Source organism: Aeromonas sp. FL131 (genome assembly GCF_049860615.1).
In the GTDB taxonomy this organism is placed as follows: domain Bacteria; phylum Pseudomonadota; class Gammaproteobacteria; order Enterobacterales; family Aeromonadaceae; genus Aeromonas; species Aeromonas hydrophila.
Genome location: NZ_CP187595.1, coordinates 3,041,927 through 3,064,272, shown reverse-complemented (window position 1 = coordinate 3,064,272; position 22,346 = coordinate 3,041,927). Strand labels below are relative to the sequence as shown.

Here is a 22,346-nt window from a genome sequence, read left to right as displayed (position 1 = left end):
GATGCCGCTTCGCCTGATTACCGGCTTCGCCTACGCGGGCATGATCCTCGCAACGGAGAGTTGGCTCAACCAACGCCCACGCATTGCCATCCACACGCGGGCAGCTCCTGTCGATATTCGGAGTTGTCTCTATGGGCTCATGGGCAATCGGGCAGGCGTTACTCAACATCGCACCGCCCGCCGACGTGACATTGTTCCTCATCGTGTCGCTGCTGATATCAGCGGCGGTGGTTCCGATCACCTTGCTGCCCAGTCATCCGCCGGCCCAGGTGGAACAGGAATGGGTCGCGTTCAGGGACCTCGTCCTCGTATCACCTCTCGCTGCGGCTGGCGCTTTCCTGGCCGGCCTGGCTATCGGTGGTTTCTGGGGCATGGGCGCGAACTTCGCCCAGAGCATCGGCCTCGATGTGGGCGGTATCTCCGCCTTCATGGCTGCGGTTCTTGGTGGAACGCTCGCCTTCCATTGGCCACTCGGTTGGCTTTCGGATCGAGTGCCCCGGAATCTTGTCATCGCCGGTGCGGCGCTGGCGTCCGCAGCGTCTGCCATCGGCGTAGCGTTGGCGGTGGAAGCGCCTCTGCCGCTGCTCCTTGCGGCAGGTGCGCTGTTCGGCGGCTTTGGCATCCCGATTTATTCGTTGTGTCTCGCCGTCGCAAACGACGATCTTCCGGCCGGTCGGCTACTCGGCACCGCGCGCGGGCTTCTGTTGCTCAACGGGATCGGGACAGCCGCTGGCCCCCTAATAGGAGCAGCTGCAATGAATATCGTCGGCCCTGGCGGCCTGTTCCTTTATGCGGCGGCGTTGCTCACGCTCCTGGCAGTGCTGGCCATCGCCCGCAGGCAGCCGAGGCGCGCCAACCAGGCCAAGGCGGCCCCCCGTTCTCCGAGCACGCCGATGATAACCGGATCTCTCGATACGATGATATGCATGGAGAAGCGGGCGCAGGGCGTGCGGGATTAGCGCGGCACGGCGCCTGCACGAACCGCGGGGTCAGGCGATGATAGCTGTTACGCGAATTTCGATACGCATGGTTGGAAGCCCCAGCGCTTCGATTCCCAACTGCGTCCAGATTGGAGCGCGGTCGGGCATGTAGTGGCGATACAGCTTGGCCATTGTTTCGTTGATCACGGGAGGGAATCCACCGACGTGATAGGAATTGACGTGGACCACATGCGGCCAGCGTGCTCCGGCGGTCGCGAGCGTCCGTTCCACGTTCTTGAACGCCTGCTCGATCTCTTCCTCAATCGACTCCGGAATGACGAGATCGTCGTTCCATCCGCCCTGTCCGGAGATCTCCACGCGGTCACCAATGCGCATTGCCTGAGAATAATGAAGCGCGTCATGCAGGCGCGTCCCGTATCCGGGGGTGATGAAGAATGAAGGTGTTGTCATGAGTTTGCCTTTGATGAGCCAGGTCAACGCGGCTGCAAGTGACCGTATGCATGCAGAAAGAGATGCAGGGCGTTCGGCACTAGCGCGCCGGCTGCGGTGGAGGGCTTTATTCCACGTCTTCTACGGTGAGGTCCCGGCCGTTGAACTGCACGGTCTCCCCGGCTCGGGCACCCTCGATCGCTTCGAAGATCGGCGCCATCGTGGAAATGCCCATGAGCTCACGCCCCTGACAGGTAAACTTGCTCGTTGACACCGCGATCACAAAGTGGCGGCCGGACAGCTTGACGACAGCGCCTTCGTTGACGGCCAACTTGGGGCCGAAATCGATCGTCCTGAGCTTTTCGAGTTTATTGGCGTAGTCATGGAGCGTGTCATCGAGCGCTTCAGCGAAGTCGCTCGCGACCTCGGCCTGAGCTAGTTCGTCGTTTTCGAGCGGTTCGCTCCGATCGAGCCGAGCGGTAGAGACATAGTCCAGGTAGTTTTCGCGAGCGCTGTGCAACGCTGCTGTCTCCAGCAAGAGCATAGTTTCTCGTATGTGGTCCTTGTTCCAGTCCATAATCACCTCCTAATTTTCGATGTTCTTAAAGTTCAGCCTGCAGATGTGTGGGCCAGGAAGGCCAGCCTTTCCGGCTAAGCGACACCGCTATTCGTCGCTGATGACGTCTTCGCCCTGGTATGGAACCCTGATCAGCCGAGGATCTCGAATGATGCTCGTGACGAGCCAGACATATTCCTGCTCGGCGGTATCGAAGCCGAGGATGCTGAAGGATTGGCCGAAAGGGCATGGCGGGAAGTCTGGAAAGCCCTCGCGCAGAACGTAACGCTCGGGATCGCTGTGAAACTCGCTCTTGTAGACTTTCCGTAGTCCGTGCTTGCTCGGCGCGTCCTGGTCACCTGCCGGTGCTGTTTCCCGATGCGCCACAAGGCGCTCGGACAAGTCGCGGGGGCAGATTTCGTGGAACACGTCGAAGGCGTCGATCAACAGGCCTTTATGCTCTGTCGCCGGATCGGTGATCGCGTAGATGTTGGAGGCATCTTCGCCGTCGTCCCCGCTCTCGAGGCGCAACGCCGCATCGACGCGAATGCTGCATGCATCGAGGGTTGACCCTAGTTCGAGATCGACGAGATTGCCGTCCTTGACGCGGTATTCGCGGTCATAGCCTTTGGCGATGAATGACTGGACTGCTTCTAGAACGTCGGTCACCTGGGAGGTCATGGAAGCACCTTCATCTTGAACTGGATTGGACACGCTCGCGCACAAAGCGCGCTGTGACTCGGCGGACGGAGAAGCTCGCGAAGTGCGTTACTCATAGCCACTTGGCCTTCTTGAAGCGCATGAATAGGAGAAGGCAGAACACCGCTATCACTCCGAGCACGACGAAGTAGCCATATGGCGTGTCCAGTTCCGGCATGTGCTTGAAGTTCATGCCATATATTCCGGCGATCGCCGTCGGGACCGCCAAGATCGCCGCCCAGGCCGCGAGCTGGCGAGTGACCACACCGATCCTTTGCGCTTCCAGAAGGCTGCTGGCCTCGAAGACCGTGGACAGGATAAGCAGGAGGCCGTCGACCATGGACTGCACGCGGTGGACATGGTCCGCGACGTCGTGGAAATATGGTGTCATTTCGGCGCTGATGCAGGGAAAGTGGCCGCGAACGAGCTTTCGCACCAGCTCGGCCATAGCCCCGAGCGTGCGCTGGAACCGCGTGAGTTCGGACCTTAGTTCGAAGATTCGCGCCACCTCTTCTGGCCCGAGGAAATCGTGCAGCGACCGTCGCTCCATCGCCAGGACGTCGTCCTCGATCATTTCGAAGATGGGCAGATACTGGTCGACCACTCGGTGCAAGATCGCGTGCAGCACATAGTCGACACCCTTGCCGAACTGCGTCGGCGATGCCTCGAGTTGCTCCCGAAGTTTGCCCAGCGCTCCGGCATTGCCGTGCCGCACGGTGATAAGGTGATTGTGACCGGTGAAGATCGCCATCTTGCCGTAGCTGATCCGGTCGCCGACCAGCTCGGCGGTCTGGGCGACGACGTACAACTCATCGTTGTAGACCTCGAGCTTGGGCGGGCACAGCGGGTGCATGGCGTTGTCGATCGCCAAAGGATGGAGGTTATACGTCGTCTGGATCGCGCTGAGTTCGTCTGCGGTGGGCTCGCTAAGCGCGATCCAGCAGAAGCCCGAGCGATTCTCGTTTAGTTCGACGTGCTCATCGAGCCTGATTTCACGGACTCGCTTACCTTCGTTGTAATAATATGCGGCGATAATGGTCATGCAGGCCTCGCAGGAATTCGCAGGCCACGCTGTACAGCCGGTCGCGCCAGCCCGCGTTCGAGCCATGCCTGCACGTTCGAATAGCTGCTTAGGCCGAGGATGTCGCCCGCTGCGTAGAATTCGACCAGCGCATTCACCCAGCCAAACGTCGCAATGTCCGCGATCGAGTAATCATCGACAATCCATTCGCGGCCCTCCAGCCGGTGATCCAGGACCCCGAGAAGACGCCTGGATTCATCAACAAAGCGCTGCCGAGGTCGCTTGTCCTCATAGTCCTTGCCGGCAAATCGCAGGAAAAAGCCTAGCTGTCCGAAGGTCGGCCCAACGCCCGACACCTGAAAGAACACCCAGGCCAGAGTCTCGTACCGCTGGGCGGGTGTTGTTGAGATGAGCTGCCCCGTCTTGTCGGCCAGATAGATGAGGATCGCACCGGTTTCCCATATGCCAATGGGCTGGCCGTCAGGGCCAGCCGGATCGATGATCGCGGGTATGCGGCCGTTGGGATTCAACGACACGAACGCTGGATCCTTCGACTCGTTGTTCGAGATGTCGACGAAGTGGGGCTCATACGGCAGGCCAGTCTCCTCCAGCATCATCGAGACCTTGACGCCGTTGGGCGTGGGGGCCGCGTATAGTTGCAAGCGATCCGGATAAGATGCTGGCCAGCGCTGCGTGATGGGAAAGGAGGAGAGGTCTGTCATATCTGGATCCTGGCACTGCGACGGCGGCTGAATGGAATGATCTGCTTCAAGGCCGGGTTCGACGACCGCGTCGATTGACGCGGTCGTCGGAGGTTGCGAACCGGATCGGCGCGGCACTAACGGCAGCGAAGCCTATTCCGCTGCAGCCCCGGCCGCAGGGCTCACATCGCCGGCCTCATGCCGCTTTGGAAGAACCCAGTCGGGACGGACGAAGTGGCAGGTGTAGCCGCCCGGCCGCTTCTCCAGATAATCCTGGTGATCGGGCTCGGCCTCCCAGAACTCGCCGACCGGCTGGACCTCGGTCACCACTTTGCCATCCCACAGCCCCGAGGCATCCACATCGGCGATCGTATCCTCGGCGACGCGCTTCTGCTCCTCGTCGACATAATAGATGCCCGACCGGTAGGAGAGCCCACGATCATTGCCCTGGCGGTTCAGCGTCGTCGGATCGTGGATCTGGAAGAAGAATTCCAGGATGTGCCGGTAGCTCGTCACTGTCGGGTCGAAGACAATCTCGATCCCCTCGGCATGCGTGCCGTGATTACGATACGTGGCGTTCGGAATATCGCCGCCCGTGTAACCCACACGGGTCGAGATGATGCCGGGCCGCTTGCGGATCAGATCCTGCATGCCCCAGAAACATCCTCCTGCGAGAACAGCGCGCTGATGCATGTTAAGCCTCCTCTACTTGATCGAGATATTCACCGTATCCCTCGGACTCCATCTCGTCGCGCGGGATGAAGCGAAGGGACGCAGAGTTGATGCAGTAGCGCAGACCGCCGCGGTCGGAAGGACCGTCCGGGAAAACGTGGCCCAGATGGCTGTCGGCGTGTACCGACCTGACCTCCGTCCGGACCATGCCGTGTGCACTGTCCCGCACCTCGTTCACGTTTGCCGGAACGATCGGCTTGGTGAAGCTGGGCCAGCCAGTACCCGAATCGAACTTGTCCGTTGAAGCGAACAGCGGCTCTCCCGACACTATGTCGACGTAGATGCCAGGCTCCTTGTTGTCGTTGTGCTCACCCGTGAAGGGCCTTTCGGTCCCCGAATCCTGGGTAATCCGGCGTTGCTCGGGGGTCAGGCGGTCAACTGCTGCCTGTGACTTCTCAAACTTCATGATAGTCTCCAATAATTAATCTAGAGAGCTCGACACACTGTCATTTATCTTTGCAGTCATTGCGCCGACTATAGCAGTGCGCCCCAGATTTATCCAATACGCTGCGCGTATAGTTTCCATAGCGCCGAAGCTCTTCACGTCGTGATTCAGTTCCACTCATACCGGGCTGCCAGCTGCGCGATGTTCCGTATCTCGACCGTTGCCGTGGAGCCGGATACTGTCGCGATCACGACTTCGCGCTCCAAGACAAATCCGTCGATCGGCCGAGTGACGAGGCCTTGCACGGTCGGCGATCGTTCCGGAAGAATGCATATGGCGTGGCCGTCAGCGACGACCCGTTGCACCCAGTCCTCGCGATCTGATCGAAAGCGAGGTCGCATGAGCAAGTCCCGTCGCGCGAAGTGATCGAGGATCCGATCGCGAAACTCGCATTTCAGGCGATCGACGAAAGGAAACTCGAGCAGGTCTTCGCCGCGCACGATCTCGTTGGCAGCCAAGGGATGGTTTGCAGAACAGCCGAGCACGAAGCGCTCCCGAAATAGAGGATGCACATCCAGCTTGCGTTCCGGTCTTGTTTCACGCGGCATGATGCACGCGTGGTATTTTCCTGAAAGCACCTCCGATGTGTCCTCGTTCGACTGGAGCGAGTGCAGCTTGATTTCGATGGATGGCATCTCCGCCAATGCGCTCTCGAAGAATGCCGTAAATTCCTTTGGTCCGACGGTGGGCGCGACGGCGACATCCAGCACGCGGTGCCCCCCCATCGCCCAGTGCTCCGAGTGATTGCGAACGCTCTTCATCGCGACCACCATGCGCCGGAATTCTGCCTCGACGTCATGGCCAAGGCCAGTCAGGCGGCTGTTCTTCCCGTCGCGATAGATCAGCGGCCCGCCAAGCTCATCTTCCAAGCGGCGGATCGCGCGGGTCAGACTTGGCTGTGACACACCGCTCAAGCGAGCGGCCGCTGTGAAATTCAGCGTCTCGGCCAAGTTGATGAAATAGCTGACTTGATTGAGTTCCATAGTCCTTTGGCCCACGCGCCTGACTGATACCTCTTCCGTGAGACCGCCTTTGGAAAGCAGGTCGCAGAAGTATGCTTGGCGCATATAATCATGGTATAGGGGCTTGTCTATATGCGCCAGACATATAAATGATAGCCTGAGATGACGATTACCGGTTGGCGGTGCGCTCCGCTCAGCTCCGTCGAAGGTTCTGAGAGCGCAACCGCCAAGCCGCGTGCTGGAGGTTTGATGGACATGGCAGGAAGATCATTTACGTTTGTCAGTGGGGCTGGCTCTCCGCTGTCCGGGCACCTCGAACCGCCGGAAGGGACGCCGCGGGGCTGGGCGATCTTCGCCCACTGCTTCACGTGCGGGAAAGACAGTCGCGCCGCTGTTCACATCTCGCGCGCGCTGTCGCGTGCGGGCATCGGGGTCTTGAGGTTCGATTTCGCCGGGACCGGGATCGGCGGTGGGACGGGAGAACCTGTGAACTTCGCGTCGGACGTCGAGGACCTTCGGGCCGCCGCAAATGCGATGGCGGCGGCGGGCATGTCACCGTCCCTCCTCGTCGGGCACAGCCTGGGTGGCACCGCTGCGATCGTAGCCGCCGCCGACATGCCTGATATTGCGGCGGTAGCGACGATTGGTGCGCCGGCCGACCTTCAGCATATCTTGCGCCTCTTCGGACCGAATGATCTGGACACCATCGCGAGCGAGGGCGAGGCCTCGGTGGAGATTGCCGGTAGGCCCTTCCTCATTCGCCGAGGGTTCCTTGAGGCGGTTGAGGGGATCGACGTCGAGAAGGCCATTGCCTCCCTGCGACGGCCGGTGCTGGTCATGCACTCTCCGCTGGATCAGGTGGTCGGCATCGACCACGCGTCGCGCATCTTCGTCGCGTCCAGGCACCCTAAAAGCTTCATCTCGCTCGACAACGCGGATCACCTTCTCACCGACGTCGCGGACGCGAACTACGCCGCGGCCATGGTGGCGGTTTGGGCGAGCCGCTTTCTCCCACCACTCAGCGCGGATCTTCCGCAGGTCGAGGTTGCGGAGGGCGTCGTCTCCACCGAAACTCTTGCAGGGACGTTCCAGCTCAAGGTCCGCAGCGGCGAGCACACTCTGTTCGCCGACGAGCCAGCATCGGTCGGTGGCCTCGGGACCGGACTATCTCCCTACGAACTCGTATCTGCCGGCCTCGCAGCCTGCACGGTGATGACGATGCGTCTCTATGCGAACCGCAAGGGCTTTCCGCTCGAACGGGCGAGCACGACCGTGCAGCACGAGAAGGTGCCGGACATGATGCCACCCGACCGGTTCACCCGCACCATTGTCCTCGATGGGCCGCTGAGTGATGATCAGCGCGCTCGGATCCTCGCGATCGCTGATCGGTGTCCCGTCGATCTGAGTCTCATCCGGGGTTCGGACGTGCAGACCGAGCTCTTGAGCGCCAGTCAGGCTGCGGATCCCGCGAGGCTGGCTTGACCGTGGCGCACACGGAGGAGGGCGAACGGACTGTGAGCCAATCGCCTACCGGCAATAGGGCGGCCGCGACAGAGCGAGCAATTCTCGCAGGCGGCTGCTTCTGGGGCATGGAGGATTTGCTGCGCCGAGCCAGGGGAGTCATTTCGACGCGTGTCGGTTACACAGGCGGAGAAATGCCTGATCCGACCTACGCGAGACATTACGGCCATGCGGAAGCAGTGGAAGTGACCTTCGACCCTTCCGTTCTCGCCTATCGCTCGCTCTTGGAACTCTTCTTCCAGATACATGACCCCACGACCTACGAGCAACAAGGCAGCGATGTCGGTCCGAGCTATCGATCGGCGATTTTCTACACCACCGAAGTGCAGAAGGAAGTCGCCCTCACAACCATCGCGGAAATCGAGGCATCAGGAAGCTGGCCAGGCCCGGTCGTGTCGGAGATCAACCCAGAAGAACCCTTTTGGGAGGCGGAGCCAGAGCACCAAGAATACCTGGTGCGCTATCCTGGGGGCTATAGCTGCCACTTCGTGCGCCCGACCTGGCGGTTGGACCGCTCAGACGAACGCCCAGCTGTAATACTTGACAGAAAGAGTTGATGATGACCGAAACCGTGACTAATCAGGCCGCCTGGCAGAAAGCGCCGGGGCAGCCACTGAGGATCGGTGTCACCGCTCTGCCGCATCTGGCGGCGAACGAGATATTGATCCGCAACGCGGCCATCGCGATCAACCCACTCGACTGGATTCTGCAGGACGTCGCGCTTTTGCCATGGCTCGACTATCCCGCGATTCTCGGCAGCGACGTCTCCGGTGAGGTCGCGGCGGTCGGTGGCGCGGTCGAGCGGTTCAAGGTCGGCGATCGAGTCATCGGACAGGCGGTCGGGACAACCGTAAATCAACCTGCGCAGGGTGCGTTCCAGCACCACACGATCGTGCTGGACCACATGGCGGCGCCGATCCCCAACAACATTGCCTTCGCTGATGCGGCAGTCCTCCCGCTTGGCCTTGGCACCGCCGCAAGCGGGCTCTACGGACGGACACAGTTGGCTCTCGCGCCACCGTTACACTCGCCGACCGCGCGTCCAGAGGTCGTTCTGGTCTGGGGTGGATCGTCGAGCGTTGGCTGCAACGCCATCCAGCTCGCGGTGGCGTCGGGCTACAGGTGCGTCGCCACCGCTTCGGCGCGCAACGTCGGCCTGTTGAAGGAGCTGGGTGCAAGCGAGGTTCTTGACCACTCGAGTCCAGCCATCGTGGAAGACGTGATTGAGGCAATGCGCGGGCGCAGTCTCGCTGGAACGCTTCACGCGACCGGTCACATGAAAGACTGTTTTGCCGTAGTTGCGAGATGCGAGGGCTCGCGCCGGGTGGCAGCGACGCTGGCCCCGCCCGACGAGCGTTCATTTGGAGTCGAGGCGACGCACATCTCCGGGACGAGCCTCAAGGATGACGAGGTTGGTCCAATGATCTACCGCGAATTCCTGCCGCAGGCTCTCGCGGCGCGCACGTTCGTCCCCGCCCCTCCGGCGAAGATCGTGGGCCAGGGCCTTGAAATGCTCCAGGCTGCCTTGGAAGCCCTGAAGGCGGGTGTATCCGCAGCGAAAATCGTCGTTACCCTGCCTTGAGTGACCAGCCAGGCGGTTTTTCGCGTTCGCAGTCTGAGGTGGCCCGCACTTTGCCGATTGGGAAGCTCTACCGGGAAAACGCGTTTGGGACGCGCGCTGCGCTCCTGCCGGAGCATGCGTTCCCGAAACCTGTTCCCGACTGCTTTTCCCCGAAACTACCTATCGGACATAGAGAAATGGGAATGCAGCGAGTGGTTTGAACGGCCGCTTCCGAAACCGCGTTCCGATCAATTGAGCGGCTAAAAGTGGGGCGATCACCGACATATTAGAATGAGACCGCCATGCCCGATCGGCCGGCTTGACGCGTAGCCAAAAGAATGCGGCTGATGGTAGGCTCGCTGACATTATGAAGCCCCGCCATCTGAGCAGCGTTGAGCTGCCGCAATTGCGAGTCTCCTACGCGTCGTCGTTCTTCTCGCGGTCCACACCTCGCTCATGCAATTCGGCATCGACGGGGCAGTTCGTGCAGCCCTCGTAGCAGCACAAGCGGCAGATGCGGTATGACTGCTCGAGGTTTTCCAAGCGATTTCGGAGAACGCGTTCAGCGATGTCCGATAAGGTTTTCAGTTCGTCTGGATTAAGGATCGATAGCCCTTCGGCAATCACTTGATCGCGCGAGGCCAGGACCTCGTCGCTCGCGACCTTGCCAGTTGGAGTAAGATAGAGGGATCGCGCGCGCCCGTCTGTCGAATGCTCCCTACGCTCGATCAATCCCTCGCTTACCAATCTATCCACCAGGCGAACAGTTCCAGCATGTGAAAGGCCCACCCCGATCGCAAGCATACGGATCGAGAGCCCGGGCTTGTGCGCGAGCAACGCCAGCGCTGAGGCGGCGGGTCCAGCTTCCGGCGCCCGCGATGAACTAGCGCGAACGATGTCGTCGCTGATCATGAGTGCGAACGCCCCGAAAATGTTTCGATCTCGAGGTCCATCCATTGCCACATCTATATGTGCGCGGAGCATAGACAGCAAGCCATACCGTGGTCCTCTTCCTCCGCGCGGCTTGTGGAAAATGTCCTGTTTTAGAAGGGTTTCGGAGGATTTCGACTGATCGAGCGCGCCGAAAAAAACGGGTCCGGCTCGTTAAGGCCGCGGAACCGTTGATACCTGGCGGCTATAGGGCAAGCCTTTTCGCTCGGAATCGCCGTAGGTCGCGCCCGAGAATCACTCCGCGTCAGCGCTGTCATCCAGGCCGCGCAGGTGCAGATCAGCGAGACCTAGCTTGCCCCCGGCGTCGCACTTCCATCGTGTCACCGCGCGCGATCACGATTGTATCAATCCCATTGAGGAACAGTCCGTGCTCCACGACGTCGGGGATTGCGGCGAAACGGGCGAAGACCGCGTCGCCATGCAGCTGAGCGCCTCCGGGCTCGATATCGCGACGGAGCATCCATGCCCCGCGGAGGTTCTGCAGGATTTGCACGCCCGCCGTCACGAGAGGACCACAGTCACGAGAGCACAAGCGCCCCTCTGTGGCGGACCGAAGCACGCAGCAGCACGAGGGACGCCGCTAGCAGAACTGCGTCCTTCAGTAGAAACTGCCCTGGTGCAGCCGAAATCGCAGGAAAGCCGCCGGCAGTCTGCTCCGCGACACCTGGAGTGGTGATGAAAAAGGTCAGCGTGATCAGATAGGTCGCTGCTGACATTAGTGCGCCTAGCGCAGAGAAGAGTGGACGAAATGCACCAAGGATCAGAACGAGACCGGTCGATAACTCGATAACGCCGATGAAATAGCTTTGCCCCTGCGTCCCGAACATGCCGAGCCAATTCATGATCGGGCTGTGTTCGATAAACGGGGCGATACCATAGGCCTCGTACGCTGTGAACTTCATCGCGCCGAACCACAGAAATACGATCACGAGAGCCCATCTAAGCAGGCCAAGATCCCTCCGACCGTGCTCGGGGACAAGAAATTCATAACGGTCGAAAATGCTCATCTAAAATTCCTCAACAGTGGTCCCGTGGGAACGTCACGAACGTCGTCTACGTGCTTCGGGCAGGCGTTGCAGTATATGCGCGACGCATATACTAATAAGCGAGATATGTCGAGCGGCTGGCTCGCGCTTCGCTGCCTCACGAAGCCATCCTCATCGGCGATGCCTTTACCCAGCAAACGCGCGACCTTTGCGGGATTTTGACTTGATGGGGCTGGCGCTCCGGGTGGGCCTATAGCCCGTTGGCAAACGTCCAGCCTGTACGGATGGACGCGGCCCTGGACGAGATAACCATGCCCACCGAAATCGTAGCAGCGATCGGCGAAGGCGCGCTCGCTTATCGAGAGAGCGGCATTCTCTCACTGGCAGATGGCAGAGTATTCTCCGCGTGCCGGCAGTATCGCTATCGCTTGAGCGAGGACAGTGTTGTCGTCGAGTTCGCAGACGGACCTCATATCGGGACGCAGTTCCTCAGCTTGAGTTTCTCGCGGACGGATACCGGGTTGGAAGCGAGTGGCGTCTATGCCTGCGGAGACGACACCTACCATGCAACCTACAGGATTCTGGGGCCGGCGGCCTTTGAAGTGGTCATCATGGTCCAAGGGCCTGCAAAGGCATACGAGCTAGTCAGCCGATATTCCCGGTCGGGATAAATGCTCATGTCAGGAGGGCAAGTCCTCTGTTGCCCTTATCATGGCCGTGAAAGGCAGCGCCGGAATAACTTACCACGCGCTGCAAATCCGAAGACGATTGTCGTCGTCATCAGAAGGTAGGCGACTATCCCACCAGGTGAAAGAGTCGGAACCGCTGCGAGGATCAACCCATCATTCCCGCCGGGTATGAGCGCGATGCCGATACCCATCAATGTGCCGCCGACGACAGATCGCAGAATGCCATTGGCTGTCGGCAGTTGGAGACGCAGATTGCCTTGGCGAAAGGAGGCGGTTAGGGCGCCTGCGATCGAAGAGATCACCGCAGTGAGCGCGACCTCGCCGGCCGGGGACATTCTGAGAGGAAGGGCGCGTTGAATCACGTCTGCGAAGGTCCAGGCCGGCGAGAGTGCATATAGAAGTCCGCCAGTGATACCGAGTCCAATCATCGAAGCGCCGAACGACCAACCCGGCTTTGTTCGCAGAACGCTCTTCGTGGAAACGAAAACGAGTGCCAGCACGAGCACAACTAGGAAGGCTAGGAGAGTAACGAGGCCTGTTGCGCTCGGTTTGGAGATTAAGCTTGGCCATGTTGAATCGTAGCCGAACCTGCCATGGTCGGCAGCCAAGATACCAATCGTTAATCCCAAGGGTAGAGCTAGAAGTCGCATCTCCCCATCCCCAAGCCGCGCCAGCGATCCGAGCAGGCATGTGTCATTAATGAGTGCGCCGAGGCCGAAGGCGATGGCGCCGATGAGCAGGAGGAAATTGATGCTGGTCGAGGGTGCGAGTGTTGCGCCCAGTGTTCCCGTCCAGACTATCGGGACCGCAACCAGGCCTGCCGCTGCCGACGCTGCGAGAAATCCGACGAACATTTTCGGCGGCTGTCTTCTGTGTAACTCATGAGCGGCCACCACTAAACAGGTTCCGCCTTGGTTCGCCGCATATCCGAACCCGAAGGCAAGTACGCATAGAAGAAGTTCGAGCGCAAACGATCCCATTATTTCAAGCCTGCCTGATCATATCGTCAGCCTTCTGATGCGACGTTCCAGCGTGGCGAGCGCCCCGGCTTAGCTTTACCACGGGAAGGCGCGATCCTGCTGTAGCCGCACAGATGGCAAAGGCTGACCGAGCCATCTTTGTCGAAGCCGTTTGCCACAAGGAGCCGCTCCGACAGCATGCCTAGAATGTCGAGGTCATTGGGCGACAGGGGCGAAATACATTCGGAGATCACCTGCTCCCGTGCCTTGAGCAAGGCGTCCGTTATCTTCTTCCCCGAATTGGTGAGGTGAATGAAGCGCGCCCGCCTGTCGGTGATTTGTCTTCGTCGTTCCACCAACTGTTCGCGCTCGAGCCTATCGATCAATCGCACCGTCCCGGCATGAGAAAGCCCGATCGAGGTAGCCAAAACGCTGATCGGCAGTCCGGGCTCCATGCTGAGTAACACCATCACGGCGGTCCCCGGGCCGCTTGGTGAAAACGAGGCCGAGACACTGGCGATGCTGTCTGCAACGGCCAACGCGAGTGCACCTAAATGGTACTTGGCGACCTCAGGCTCCATACCGCAAGAATATATGCTTCGCGCATAGACTTCAAGCGTGTGAAAATGTATGACCGCCGCATGCATCTATGACAGATTCGGACATGGTCATGCTCATTGAGGGGCTCAGCTCGGATTCCACATCTGAGATCAACGGACGTGCTCGTTCCCCAGGCGCTAGCGGGGGTGGGCTCGATGAAAGTGGACGTGCATGGGTGCCGCTCACCGGGCGCAGGCGGTTCGCCGATGAGACCGCCGGTATGATCGGACGGGTCTCATGCCCGACCTGACTCTTGATCTCCGATACCTGAAGTACGCCGTTCAGGTCGCCGAGGCCGGCAGCTTCCGCCGAGCGGCGGAGCGCCTATCGATATCGCAATCCACCGTCAGCCGACGTGTGCAGCTGTTTGAGCGCCAACTTGGCTTTTCTCTCTTCAAGCGTACGCGAGCGGGGGCAGGGCTGACTCCAGAAGGTGAGCGCTTCCTTCAACAAGCGGTGGTGGGAGCGCGCTACCTTCGTAACGCCGCAACGGAGATCCGCTCCGCGCGGAAACTCAAGACCGGGCTCGTGAGGTTTGGAATGCTTGAAGCGTTCCCGGCGTGCCCGATCATCAACATTCTCTCGGCATTCAGAAATAGACATCCGACGATCGAGGTAAAGCTTGAGGAAGGCACTTCAGAAGAAAACACTTTGGGGGTGAAGCGCGGATTACTGGACGCAGCAATCAGCCTGAGTGCGAGCAAGAGCCCTCAGTTCCAAGTTCGACGTCTCTGCGAACCAGATCTGTTCGTGGCATTGTCCCCGCTTCACGAGTTGGCAGCACGGCCACAGCTGTCGTGGGAGGACGTTTGTGACGAAGTCTTCCTCGTTCGCTCGGATGGCGCTGGGCGTGAGCTCGCTGGCATACTCCGGCGCATGGTGGGCGCCGGAGACGGAGCGGTTCAACTCTCGATCCAACAAGTCAGCCGAGAAACCCTGCTGACGATGGTCGAACAGGGCTTCGGCTTGACCATCACCAGCGTGATCTACCGGCCGGATATCGCGTTGATCCCGCTCCCATCGGCGCGGGCGCCGACGGCCGCTATAATTTCTTCCAGTGACAACGACAACCCGACTCTGCCGCTGCTGCTGAAGTGTTTCGACACCCCCTCTAGAGCGGGGACCACGGATTAATCGGCGCTCCCCGGCGTCAACGTTCGCCTGGCTTTGGCGAAGCCACGGTCTGTCGCGATGAACCGTTGTAACATCGGGACGATTAACCGAGCTGGGTCAACAGCGGACTGACCTTGCTCTCGGCCCAATAGGTGGGCGTAGTCAACAAGGTCCTGGTGGAGAGCTGCAGGTAGCTCGACCTGTACCTTAAGCGGCTTGTCGTCCGCGATGGGGCCTAGCTTAAGCTTCGACATCATCACCCTCCATATGGCTCCAGTACCAAGTCTCGCGTCACGAGAACGCGCACGGGAAATCCGGGCCGAATAGTGATCGTGGGCGCGACGTTGAGCTGACGCCTCACAATCTGCTGCCCTGCGTCGTTGATGGTGTCCTGCCCACCGTTCCGGATCGCCTGAACGAGCTGATCGTCGTTGTCGACCGCGAGTTCGGCGCCGACGCTCAGCAGTGTCGACAATCCCGCAGCCTTGGCCAGATCCCACCAATGGTAATCGACGCCATCCTGCAGCCCGGCGAACCCTTCAGCGTCAGCACCAGGCTGGCGCTCGAGAACGATCGAGCGCCCGTTCGGGAAGACGAGCCGAGTCCAGACGAGCAGGACTCGGCTCTGGCCGAACTGCACGTTGTTGTCGTACTGCCCGACCACACGAGTGCCTTGCGGCACAAGCAAGATACGGCCGGTTGGGCTGTCGTAGATGTTTTCGGTGACCTGCGCGGTGATCTGGCCGGGTAGATCGGATCGGATGCCGGTGATCAGCGCCGCGGATATCACTGCTCCCGCCTGAAGGACGTTCGGCGATACTGGCGCAGCGACGCGATCGGGCGCAACCGTCCTGCGATCGGCCGCGGCGTTCAGAAACGCGTTCTGCCGGTCCTGCGCCGAGGGCGTGGCGGGCGGCGGAGCGAGGCCAATGCTCGCCAAATCCGGCACCGGCGCGAGCGCTGGGGCAGCTCCCGCAGCAGCGGGTGTGCCCCGGCTTTCCGATCCGGAGAAGAGACGGCTGGTGCGCGCGGTCTCGATTTCCTGAAGGCGGCGCTGCTCTTCCGGGCTGATGCCGGGATTGGGCGTGGCCGTCCCGGGTGTGGGCACCGGCTGTCCGCGATCCTGGGTACTAAGGATCGGCCGGCCGAGGTCACCGGGAAGAGGGGGACCGAGCTGTGGCACGCCACTGTAATCTCGCGGCAGGCCGGCCAGTCCGTCAGCGGTCGAGCGGTTCTCGGTCGAATAGAGTTCGTCGTTCGGCCGACCGGCGTCGCGGGTCTGAAGCGCGTAGATCAGCGCACCTCCGAGCCCGACGCTGGCGACAAGACCGAGGCCGGCGAGAACCTTCCGCGACAACCGGGTGACGCGGGGCGGTTCGGCCCGCAGCCGCATCGGCGCAGGCCCGACCGGCTCGCCGGTCAGGGGCTGCGCATCGTCGTCCGGCACTTCCTCAATCCGGGGCGGGTTCTCGCTCACGAGGTCGGCCTCCCGTCTGTGCGGACGATCCTGACGCGCTTCTGCTCGCGGCCGGAGCCGAAGCGAAGTTCGGCAGCCGCGAACAGACGATCAACGATCATGTGGTGGCCGCGAACGCGATAGTTCACGAGCTCAGAGGTGTTGCCCTCGGGGCCGACGACGAAGAGTGGCGGCATCTCGCCCTGACCGATGCCGCGCGGAAACTCGATAAAGACCTGGCGTCCGTCGTCGAAGGCGCGCAGCGGCCGCCACGGCGCACGGTCGCCCTCGATCGCATAGCGGAAGTTGACGTTCGCGAGATCGACGCCGCTCGCCACCGGCTGGGCCGCCTGCGCCTCGGCGTTCTGACGGCGCAGCGCAATGAGCTGGTCTTGCGGATACTGCCATGAGACCGACGCCATATAGGTGCGCTCTGTCGAGCGCAGCTCCATGTGATAGGTGCGCATGTTGGTGTTGATGACGAGGTTTGTCATCAGGTCGGCGCGGGTGGGCTTTACTAGGATGTGGATCTGGCGCGTTGCCCCCGATCCGCTCTCGGTGTCGCCGATGATCCAGCGCACTGTGTCGCCGGCGGCCACCGGGCCTGCGCCGACAAGCTGCTCCCCGGGTTGGAGCGCGATGTCGGTGATCTGCCCGACGGCGGTATAGACTTGATAAAGCGCCCCTTGAGTCCACGGGTAGACCTGCATCGAGTTAATGAAGCCGTCGCGCACCGGCTGGACTCGTGCCGCCTCGTTTGCCTGGTTGACGCGAGCGGTCGGATTAGAAGGCTCCGGGGCACGCCGCGTCTCCTCCACACGCTGCAATTGGCCAGGCAGCGGCAGCGGCCGGGGCAGCTCGACCACGGTGACCGGCGCGGGTGGATCGACGGTCTGCACCGCCGGAGCCGCATTGTCGTAGGAAATCTCCGGCGGCGGATTGGTGGTCGCGCAGCCCGCGAGCGCGGTCGCCGCTAGCAGAACGACCGGGAATGCGGCTCTACGGAGAGCCGGGAGTACGTGTGTGTGTGAAGCCGGGTTTCCGGCTTTACGGAAATACGGCTTCATTGCCCAAGCTCCCGTGACCAGTTGATGGCGTTGACGTAGATGCCGAGCGGGTTCGCCCTGAGCCGGTCGGCGTTTCGGGGGATCTGCACGACGATCGTCAGGATCGCGGTCCAGCGCGTGGTCTCGGCGAGCTGGCCATTTTCGTATCGGCGCTCGACCCAGGCGACGCGGAAGCTGTCCGGGGACGCGCGGATGACGCTGGAGACGTCGACAGCGACCTGCTGCCGGCCGACCCGTGTAAAGGGGTCGTTGGAGCGGGCGTAGTCATTGAGCGCCATGGCGCCGCGGTCAGTCGTGAAGTCGTAGGCGCGCAGCCAGGGGTCGTCTCAGAAAACGGAAAATAAAGCACGCTAAGCCGGTTGCAGCGGCCGTAGCGGCCTGAACTTGCCCGCGCCGATCTTGGCGCTGCTGCGCCAGAGGTAATCGCCGGTCAGGTTGATGTGCTCCCAGCCGAGCGGCGACAGGTACTGCAACAGGCCGTCATCGACGGCTTGACCGTGGCCACGCAAGGCGTTCGCGGCCCGCTCCAGATAGACCGTGTTCCATAGCACGATGGCCGCCGTCACCAGGTTGAGGCCGCTGGCCCGGTAGCGCTGCTGCTCGAAGCTGCGGTCGCGGATTTCCCCCAGGCGGTTGAAGAACACGGCGCGGGCCAGCGCGTTGCGCGCCTCGCCTTTGTTCAGCCCGGCATGCACGCGGCGGCGCAGCTCGACGCTTTGCAGCCAGTCCAGGATGAACAGTGTGCGCTCGATGCGTCCCAGCTCACGCAGGGCGACGGCCAGGCCGTTCTGGCGCGGGTAGCTGCCAAGCTTCCTGAGCATCAGCGAGGCCGTCGCCGTGCCCTGCTTGATCGAGGTGGCCATCCGCAGGATTTCATCCCAATGGGCGCGGACGTGCTTGATGTTGAGCGTGCCGCCGATCATCGGTTTCAACGCCTCGTAGGTGGCATCGCCCTTCGGGATGTAGAGCTTGGTGTCGCCCAGGTCACGAATGCGCGGGGCGAAGCGGAAGCCCAGCAGGTGCATCAACGCGAAGACGTGGTCCGTGAACCCTGCCGTGTCGGTGTAGTGCTCCTCGATCCGCAGGTCGGATTCGTGATACAGCAGGCCGTCGAGCACGTAGGTCGAGTCGCGCACGCCGACGTTCACGACCTTGGTGTGGAACGGCGCGTACTGGTCGGAGATATGGGTGTAGAACGTCCGCCCTGGGCTGCTGCCGTATTTCGGATTGATGTGGCCGGTGCTCTCGGCCTTGCTGCCGGTGCGGAAGTTCTGGCCGTCCGACGATGACGTGGTGCCGTCGCCCCAATGCTCGGCGAAGGGATGTCGGAACTGCGCGTTGACCAGCTCGGCCAGTGCCGCCCCGTAGGTTTCGTCGCGGATGTGCCAGGCTTGCAGCCAGGCCAGCTTGGCGTAGGTCGTGCCGGGGCACGATTCCGCCATCTTGGTCAGGCCCAGGTTGATCGCGTCGGCGAGGATCGTGGTCAGCAACAGGTTTTTGTCCTTGGCCAGGTCGCCTGACTTCAGGTGGGCGAAGTGCCGGGTGAAGCCCGTCCATTCGTCTACCTCCAGCAGCAATTCGGTGATCTTGACGTGCGGTAGGATCATCGCCGTCTGGTCGATCAGGGCCTGTGCGGTATCGGGCACCGCCGCATCGAGCGGCGTGATCTTCAGGCCCGACTCCGTGATGATGGCGTCCGGCAGCTCGTTGGCCAGCGCCATGCGGTTGACGGTGGCGAGCTGCGTTTCCAGCAGCGTCAGCCGGTCATGCAGGTACTGGTCGCAATCGGTGGCCACGGCCAGCGGCAATTCGCTGGCCTGCTTGAGGCTGGCGAATTTCGCGGGCGGCACCAGGTAGTCCTCGAAGTCCTTGAACTGGCGCGAGCCTTGCACCCAGATGTCGCCGGAGCGCAGCGCGTTCTTCAGCTCCGACAGCGCGCACAGTTCGTAGTAGCGCCGGTCGATGCCGGTGTCGGTCATCACCAGCTTCTGCCAGCGCGGCTTGATGAACTCGGTCGGCGCGTCGGTGGGCACCTTGCGGGCGTTGTCGCTGTTCATGCTGCGCAGCACCTCGATGGCGTCGAGTACGTCCTTGGCGGCGGGCGCGGCCCGCAACTTGAGCACGTCGAGAAATTCCGGCGCGTAGCGGCGCAGCGTGGCGTAGCTCTCGCCGATGCGGTGCAGGAAATCGAAGTCCTCGGGTTGCGCGAGCCGCTGCGCTTCGGTGACGCTCTCGGCGAAAGCATCCCAGGACATGACGGCCTCGATGGCGGCGAACGGATCGCGGCCCGCTTGCTTGGCCTCGATCAGCGCCTGGCCGATGCGCCCGAACAGCCGCACCTTGGCATTGATCGCCTTGCCGGATGCCTGGAACTGCTGCTGATGCTTGTTCTTGGCGGCATTGAACAGCTTGCCCAGGATGCGGTCATGCAGGTCGATGATTTCGTCGGTGACGGTGGCCATGCCCTCGATGGCGAGCGCCACCAGGGTCGCGTAACGCCGCTGCGGCTCGAACTTCGCCAGGTCGGCGGGCGTCATCTGGCCGCCCTCGCGGGCGATCTTGAGCAGCCGGTTCTGGTGAACCAGCCGCTCGATGCCGGAGGGCAGGTCGAGCGCCTGCCACGCCTTGAGGCGTTCGATGTGTTCCAGCATGTGCCGCGAGTTCGGTTTGACCGGGGATTGCCGCAGCCAGGCCAGCCACGTCGTCTTGCCGTTGTCGCGGCGCTTGAGCAGATCGTCGAGGCGACGGCGATGCACGTCCGTCAGCGGCTCAGCCAAGGCGTCGTAGAGACGCCGGTTGGCGCGGGTAATCGCTTCGGCGCTCGCCCGCTCGACGGCGTTGAGGGCGGGCACAATGACCGACTGCCGCCGCAGGTGCTCGATCAAGGCTCTGGCCAGCACGATGCCCTTGTCGGTTTGCATGGCCAGCTCGGTCAGCAACTGGACAGCCTGCCGGTAGTGGCCAATCGTGAACGGCTGGAAGCCGAACACCGTTTGCAGCTCGACCAGGTGCTCGCGTCGGGTCTGCTCACGCTGCCCGTACTCGTCCCAGCTTTCGATGCCGACCTTGAGCTGGTTGGCGACCAGTCTCAGCAATGGCGGGAACGGTGGCTCATCAGCGCCAAGGATGACGCCGGGAAAGCGCAGGTAGCAGAGCTGCACCGCGAAGCCCAGCCGATTGGCCGGGCCGCGCCGCTGCCGGATGATGGAGAGGTCGCTTTCGCTGAACGTGTAGTGACGGATCAACTCATCCTTGGTGTCCGGCAACGCCAGCAGGCTTTCGCGCTCGGCGGCGGAGAGGATCGAACGGCGGGGCATGCGGTTTCCTTCTTCTTGAAAACGTAGGTTTGTGACAAGCCCGCCAAGGCAACCGGCGCGGCACGGGAATCAAGGCATTGCGATTCTCGAAAATAGTTCTTGAAATTCTATTCTTGATTGCATATCATCTCAACGAGTTTCGATAAGAAAGGATGCGCATGCGACCGTCTGTTGTGCTTGACATGAAGCGAAGCGCAGTGCGTGAAGCGGTAGGCCGCTTTCGCGCCGCGAACCCGCGCGTCTTCGGCTCGGTGCTGCATGGCACCGACCGGGATGGCAGCGACCTCGACCTGTTGGTCGATGCGCTGCCCGGTGCCACGTTGTTGGACTTGGGCGATTTGGAAGAAGAACTGAAATCGCTGCTCGGCGTTGACGTCGATCTGCTGACTCCCGGCGACCTGCCGCCGAAGTTCCGGGCCAAGGTGCTCGCGGAGGCGCAACCGATATGAGCGAGAACCGCCTGCCCGATTACCTCGACCACATTCAGCAGGCCGCAACCGATGCGCGCAGCTTCGTGGAAGGGATGGCCAAGGACGACTTCTTGGCCGACAAGCGCACCCAGCAGGCCGTCATCATGAGCCTGATCGTCATCGGCGAGGCGGCCACAAAGGTGATGGATGGCTACGTCGAGTTCACCCAGGCGCATGCCGACGTGCCGTGGCGCAGCATGCGCAATATGCGTAATCGCATGGCTCACGGCTATTTCGACATCAACCTCGATGTGGTGTGGGAGACGGTACAGGAATGGCTGCCGGCGTTGCTCCAGCAATTGCCCGCCGTGCGTCAGGATGCCGACGATGAAGACCGTAACGACAAAGGCATGGAGCCATGACCAATCAAGCCGCCGATGTTCGGCCCCTCTGGCGTGTTCGATCCCGCGACCTATGAGCCGCGCTCGGGCAAGACCTTCTGGATGGCCGCAACGGACGTGAGTTCGCTGGTGGGCAAGGAGGCAGCAGCCGACACGCTCATCGGCAACTGCACGACCGCACGACCAGCCTCCCGTTCAAATTCGAGTTAGAACTCATATCCAGCCTGTCTGGGGGCACTGTGAAAGAGGGATCTCCGATGACTGTTGAATCGAGAATATTTTCTGTAGCCGAGTATGTTCAGCCGTCCGAAGGCGAGCCTATTCGTTCCGTTGTGCTTGAAACCCGAGACTCAATTATCGTGGTTTGGCATGTCCATCCCGGGCAGGAAATTGCGGCTCACATTCATCCTCACGGCCAAGACACGTGGACTGTTTTGTCGGGAATGGCTGATTACTTTCAGGGCAATGGGATTGTTCGTGCCCTCAGGGAAGGTGAGATAGCCGTGGCAAGACCGGGCCAAGTGCACGGGGCGCGAAATACAGGTACCGAGCCATTTGTGTTCGTCTCGGTTGTGGCATCAGCCAATGCCGGTTTCGTATTGGCTGAGCGATAGAGCCCAATCTCTGGAGTTGGTCCAATGAGCGGTCGGGGAGATAGGTAACAGACATGCAGCGGACACGGCTGCTAAACCAGGTCGCAAACCTCCTTGCGTCGCAGCGTGCCGCAAGCGACGCGATCAATCGAATGGGGTCGGCATGAGACTGAACACCATCCAGTTCCCGACCGCGTAGCCGCCTGTCCTGCCGATCAGGTCTTGACCATCGACGC

The 22,346-nt window shown here is 61.5% G+C and carries 26 protein-coding genes; 9 read left to right on the top strand and 17 right to left on the bottom strand.

Annotation, left to right across the window (positions count from 1 at the left end; all coding sequences use genetic code 11):
- The first annotated feature begins 131 nt into the window (after positions 1–131).
- Positions 132–959 (top strand): MFS transporter, encoded by an 828-nt coding sequence (locus ACPW75_RS14135; RefSeq protein ID WP_004099046.1) that lies wholly within the window; start codon positions 132–134, stop codon positions 957–959.
- 30 nt (positions 960–989) lie between these two features.
- On the opposite strand, the gene ACPW75_RS14130 is transcribed toward ACPW75_RS14135, so the two are convergent.
- The 8 genes from ACPW75_RS14130 to ACPW75_RS14095 all read right to left on the bottom strand — a co-directional run bounded on the left by ACPW75_RS14130 (position 990) and on the right by ACPW75_RS14095 (position 6,507).
- Positions 990–1,418 carry a RidA family protein gene (locus ACPW75_RS14130; RefSeq protein ID WP_018429625.1) on the bottom strand — a complete coding sequence of 143 codons (429 nt, stop codon included), beginning with the start codon at positions 1,416–1,418 and terminating at the stop codon, positions 990–992.
- A 79-nt stretch (positions 1,419–1,497) separates the two neighbouring features.
- Entirely contained in the window at positions 1,498–1,947 is a 450-nt protein-coding gene (locus ACPW75_RS14125; RefSeq protein WP_425904315.1) for a hypothetical protein, read from the bottom strand.
- Positions 1,948–2,034: 87 nt separating this feature from the next.
- Complete coding sequence (locus ACPW75_RS14120; protein WP_004099040.1) at positions 2,035–2,607, bottom strand: hypothetical protein; 573 nt, start codon at positions 2,605–2,607, stop codon at positions 2,035–2,037.
- A 91-nt stretch (positions 2,608–2,698) separates the two neighbouring features.
- Positions 2,699–3,667, bottom strand: a complete 969-nt coding sequence (locus ACPW75_RS14115; RefSeq protein ID WP_011191347.1) for a magnesium and cobalt transport protein CorA — start codon at positions 3,665–3,667, stop codon at positions 2,699–2,701.
- Positions 3,664–4,368, bottom strand: coding sequence for a glutathione S-transferase N-terminal domain-containing protein (locus ACPW75_RS14110; RefSeq protein ID WP_004099038.1), 705 nt, complete (start codon positions 4,366–4,368; stop codon positions 3,664–3,666). The genes ACPW75_RS14115 and ACPW75_RS14110 overlap by 4 nt, the downstream gene beginning before the upstream one ends.
- Before the next feature lie 132 nt (positions 4,369–4,500).
- Positions 4,501–5,040 (bottom strand): peptide-methionine (S)-S-oxide reductase MsrA, encoded by a 540-nt coding sequence (gene msrA / locus ACPW75_RS14105; protein ID WP_004099036.1) that lies wholly within the window; start codon positions 5,038–5,040, stop codon positions 4,501–4,503.
- Position 5,041: 1 nt separating this feature from the next.
- Positions 5,042–5,485: a peptide-methionine (R)-S-oxide reductase MsrB gene (gene msrB / locus ACPW75_RS14100; protein ID WP_004099035.1), complete on the bottom strand. Its 444-nt coding sequence runs from the start codon at positions 5,483–5,485 to the stop codon at positions 5,042–5,044.
- A gap of 146 nt (positions 5,486–5,631) precedes the next feature.
- Positions 5,632–6,507, bottom strand: coding sequence for a LysR family transcriptional regulator (locus ACPW75_RS14095; protein WP_011191349.1), 876 nt, complete (start codon positions 6,505–6,507; stop codon positions 5,632–5,634).
- A gap of 228 nt (positions 6,508–6,735) precedes the next feature.
- On the opposite strand from ACPW75_RS14095, the gene ACPW75_RS14090 reads away from it, so the two are divergent.
- From ACPW75_RS14090 to ACPW75_RS14080, 3 genes are read left to right on the top strand one after another with little or no spacing between them, the layout of a single operon-like run.
- The gene (locus tag ACPW75_RS14090; RefSeq protein ID WP_004357650.1) at positions 6,736–7,968 is read left to right on the top strand and encodes a bifunctional alpha/beta hydrolase/OsmC family protein; all 1,233 of its coding nucleotides are present in this window, start codon (positions 6,736–6,738) and stop codon (positions 7,966–7,968) included.
- The gene (gene msrA / locus ACPW75_RS14085; RefSeq protein ID WP_425267728.1) at positions 7,875–8,564 is read left to right on the top strand and encodes a peptide-methionine (S)-S-oxide reductase MsrA; all 690 of its coding nucleotides are present in this window, start codon (positions 7,875–7,877) and stop codon (positions 8,562–8,564) included. Before ACPW75_RS14090 ends, msrA (ACPW75_RS14085) begins: the two co-directional genes overlap by 94 nt.
- Entirely contained in the window at positions 8,564–9,589 is a 1,026-nt protein-coding gene (locus ACPW75_RS14080; RefSeq protein WP_004357654.1) for a zinc-binding alcohol dehydrogenase family protein, read from the top strand. Before msrA (ACPW75_RS14085) ends, ACPW75_RS14080 begins: the two co-directional genes overlap by 1 nt.
- A gap of 396 nt (positions 9,590–9,985) precedes the next feature.
- On the opposite strand, the gene ACPW75_RS14075 is transcribed toward ACPW75_RS14080, so the two are convergent.
- Both ACPW75_RS14075 and ACPW75_RS14070 read right to left on the bottom strand, forming a co-directional pair.
- Positions 9,986–10,480, bottom strand: coding sequence for a MarR family winged helix-turn-helix transcriptional regulator (locus tag ACPW75_RS14075; RefSeq protein WP_004099028.1), 495 nt, complete (start codon positions 10,478–10,480; stop codon positions 9,986–9,988).
- A 557-nt stretch (positions 10,481–11,037) separates the two neighbouring features.
- The gene (locus tag ACPW75_RS14070) at positions 11,038–11,526 is read right to left on the bottom strand and encodes a YkgB family protein (protein ID WP_004099027.1); all 489 of its coding nucleotides are present in this window, start codon (positions 11,524–11,526) and stop codon (positions 11,038–11,040) included.
- 290 nt (positions 11,527–11,816) lie between these two features.
- Here ACPW75_RS14070 and ACPW75_RS14065 point away from each other — a divergent pair, with 290 nt between their 5' ends.
- A complete protein-coding gene (locus ACPW75_RS14065; RefSeq protein WP_166479491.1) occupies positions 11,817–12,176 on the top strand; it encodes a DUF6314 family protein in 360 nt (119 codons plus the stop codon).
- 38 nt (positions 12,177–12,214) lie between these two features.
- Here ACPW75_RS14065 and ACPW75_RS14060 read toward each other — a convergent pair whose 3' ends face one another.
- Positions 12,215–13,174 carry a YeeE/YedE thiosulfate transporter family protein gene (locus ACPW75_RS14060; RefSeq protein ID WP_004099025.1) on the bottom strand — a complete coding sequence of 320 codons (960 nt, stop codon included), beginning with the start codon at positions 13,172–13,174 and terminating at the stop codon, positions 12,215–12,217.
- 26 nt (positions 13,175–13,200) lie between these two features.
- Positions 13,201–13,623, bottom strand: coding sequence for a MarR family winged helix-turn-helix transcriptional regulator (locus ACPW75_RS14055; protein ID WP_223296479.1), 423 nt, complete (start codon positions 13,621–13,623; stop codon positions 13,201–13,203).
- Positions 13,624–13,990: 367 nt separating this feature from the next.
- Here ACPW75_RS14055 and ACPW75_RS14050 point away from each other — a divergent pair, with 367 nt between their 5' ends.
- Positions 13,991–14,887, top strand: a complete 897-nt coding sequence (locus ACPW75_RS14050) for a LysR family transcriptional regulator (protein ID WP_011191354.1) — start codon at positions 13,991–13,993, stop codon at positions 14,885–14,887.
- On the opposite strand, the gene ACPW75_RS14045 is transcribed toward ACPW75_RS14050, so the two are convergent.
- From ACPW75_RS14045 to ACPW75_RS14025, 5 genes are read right to left on the bottom strand one after another with little or no spacing between them, the layout of a single operon-like run.
- Positions 14,884–15,120, bottom strand: a complete 237-nt coding sequence (locus ACPW75_RS14045; protein ID WP_026227538.1) for a DUF2274 domain-containing protein — start codon at positions 15,118–15,120, stop codon at positions 14,884–14,886. The genes ACPW75_RS14050 and ACPW75_RS14045 overlap by 4 nt on opposite strands.
- 2 nt (positions 15,121–15,122) lie before the next feature.
- Positions 15,123–16,343, bottom strand: a complete 1,221-nt coding sequence (locus ACPW75_RS14040) for a TrbI/VirB10 family protein (protein WP_011191355.1) — start codon at positions 16,341–16,343, stop codon at positions 15,123–15,125.
- A complete protein-coding gene (gene trbG / locus ACPW75_RS14035) occupies positions 16,340–17,389 on the bottom strand; it encodes a P-type conjugative transfer protein TrbG (protein ID WP_011191356.1) in 1,050 nt (349 codons plus the stop codon). The genes ACPW75_RS14040 and trbG overlap by 4 nt, the downstream gene beginning before the upstream one ends.
- A complete protein-coding gene (trbF, locus tag ACPW75_RS14030) occupies positions 17,386–17,703 on the bottom strand; it encodes a conjugal transfer protein TrbF (protein ID WP_223177685.1) in 318 nt (105 codons plus the stop codon). The genes trbG and trbF overlap by 4 nt, the downstream gene beginning before the upstream one ends.
- A 36-nt stretch (positions 17,704–17,739) precedes the next feature.
- The gene (locus tag ACPW75_RS14025; RefSeq protein ID WP_003100881.1) at positions 17,740–20,706 is read right to left on the bottom strand and encodes a Tn3-like element ISPa38 family transposase; all 2,967 of its coding nucleotides are present in this window, start codon (positions 20,704–20,706) and stop codon (positions 17,740–17,742) included.
- Between the two features lie 182 nt (positions 20,707–20,888).
- On the opposite strand from ACPW75_RS14025, the gene ACPW75_RS14020 reads away from it, so the two are divergent.
- The 3 genes from ACPW75_RS14020 (at position 20,889) to ACPW75_RS14010 (ending at position 22,131) form a co-directional block, all read left to right on the top strand.
- Positions 20,889–21,155 (top strand): nucleotidyltransferase family protein, encoded by a 267-nt coding sequence (locus ACPW75_RS14020; protein WP_016487057.1) that lies wholly within the window; start codon positions 20,889–20,891, stop codon positions 21,153–21,155.
- Complete coding sequence (locus tag ACPW75_RS14015) at positions 21,152–21,538, top strand: HepT-like ribonuclease domain-containing protein (protein WP_003100872.1); 387 nt, start codon at positions 21,152–21,154, stop codon at positions 21,536–21,538. Before ACPW75_RS14020 ends, ACPW75_RS14015 begins: the two co-directional genes overlap by 4 nt.
- 236 nt (positions 21,539–21,774) lie before the next feature.
- Positions 21,775–22,131, top strand: a complete 357-nt coding sequence (locus ACPW75_RS14010) for a cupin domain-containing protein (RefSeq protein ID WP_003465043.1) — start codon at positions 21,775–21,777, stop codon at positions 22,129–22,131.
- Positions 22,132–22,346 lie beyond the last annotated feature (215 nt).

Coding starts and splice junctions, on each gene's coding strand:
- ACPW75_RS14135 (WP_004099046.1), top strand. CDS start 132: ATGGGCTCATGGGCAATCGGGCAGGCGTTACTCAACATCGCACCGCCC.
- ACPW75_RS14125 (WP_425904315.1), bottom strand. CDS start 1,947: ATGGACTGGAACAAGGACCACATACGAGAAACTATGCTCTTGCTGGAG.
- ACPW75_RS14120 (WP_004099040.1), bottom strand. CDS start 2,607: ATGACCTCCCAGGTGACCGACGTTCTAGAAGCAGTCCAGTCATTCATC.
- ACPW75_RS14115 (WP_011191347.1), bottom strand. CDS start 3,667: ATGACCATTATCGCCGCATATTATTACAACGAAGGTAAGCGAGTCCGT.
- ACPW75_RS14110 (WP_004099038.1), bottom strand. CDS start 4,368: ATGACAGACCTCTCCTCCTTTCCCATCACGCAGCGCTGGCCAGCATCT.
- msrA (WP_004099036.1), bottom strand. CDS start 5,040: ATGCATCAGCGCGCTGTTCTCGCAGGAGGATGTTTCTGGGGCATGCAG.
- msrB (WP_004099035.1), bottom strand. CDS start 5,485: ATGAAGTTTGAGAAGTCACAGGCAGCAGTTGACCGCCTGACCCCCGAG.
- ACPW75_RS14095 (WP_011191349.1), bottom strand. CDS start 6,507: ATGGAACTCAATCAAGTCAGCTATTTCATCAACTTGGCCGAGACGCTG.
- ACPW75_RS14090 (WP_004357650.1), top strand. CDS start 6,736: ATGGACATGGCAGGAAGATCATTTACGTTTGTCAGTGGGGCTGGCTCT.
- ACPW75_RS14080 (WP_004357654.1), top strand. CDS start 8,564: ATGATGACCGAAACCGTGACTAATCAGGCCGCCTGGCAGAAAGCGCCG.
- ACPW75_RS14075 (WP_004099028.1), bottom strand. CDS start 10,480: ATGATCAGCGACGACATCGTTCGCGCTAGTTCATCGCGGGCGCCGGAA.
- ACPW75_RS14070 (WP_004099027.1), bottom strand. CDS start 11,526: ATGAGCATTTTCGACCGTTATGAATTTCTTGTCCCCGAGCACGGTCGG.
- ACPW75_RS14065 (WP_166479491.1), top strand. CDS start 11,817: ATGCCCACCGAAATCGTAGCAGCGATCGGCGAAGGCGCGCTCGCTTAT.
- ACPW75_RS14060 (WP_004099025.1), bottom strand. CDS start 13,174: ATGGGATCGTTTGCGCTCGAACTTCTTCTATGCGTACTTGCCTTCGGG.
- ACPW75_RS14055 (WP_223296479.1), bottom strand. CDS start 13,623: ATGGTGTTACTCAGCATGGAGCCCGGACTGCCGATCAGCGTTTTGGCT.
- ACPW75_RS14050 (WP_011191354.1), top strand. CDS start 13,991: ATGCCCGACCTGACTCTTGATCTCCGATACCTGAAGTACGCCGTTCAG.
- ACPW75_RS14045 (WP_026227538.1), bottom strand. CDS start 15,120: ATGTCGAAGCTTAAGCTAGGCCCCATCGCGGACGACAAGCCGCTTAAG.
- trbG (WP_011191356.1), bottom strand. CDS start 17,389: ATGAAGCCGTATTTCCGTAAAGCCGGAAACCCGGCTTCACACACACAC.
- ACPW75_RS14025 (WP_003100881.1), bottom strand. CDS start 20,706: ATGCCCCGCCGTTCGATCCTCTCCGCCGCCGAGCGCGAAAGCCTGCTG.
- ACPW75_RS14020 (WP_016487057.1), top strand. CDS start 20,889: ATGAAGCGAAGCGCAGTGCGTGAAGCGGTAGGCCGCTTTCGCGCCGCG.
- ACPW75_RS14015 (WP_003100872.1), top strand. CDS start 21,152: ATGAGCGAGAACCGCCTGCCCGATTACCTCGACCACATTCAGCAGGCC.
- ACPW75_RS14010 (WP_003465043.1), top strand. CDS start 21,775: ATGACTGTTGAATCGAGAATATTTTCTGTAGCCGAGTATGTTCAGCCG.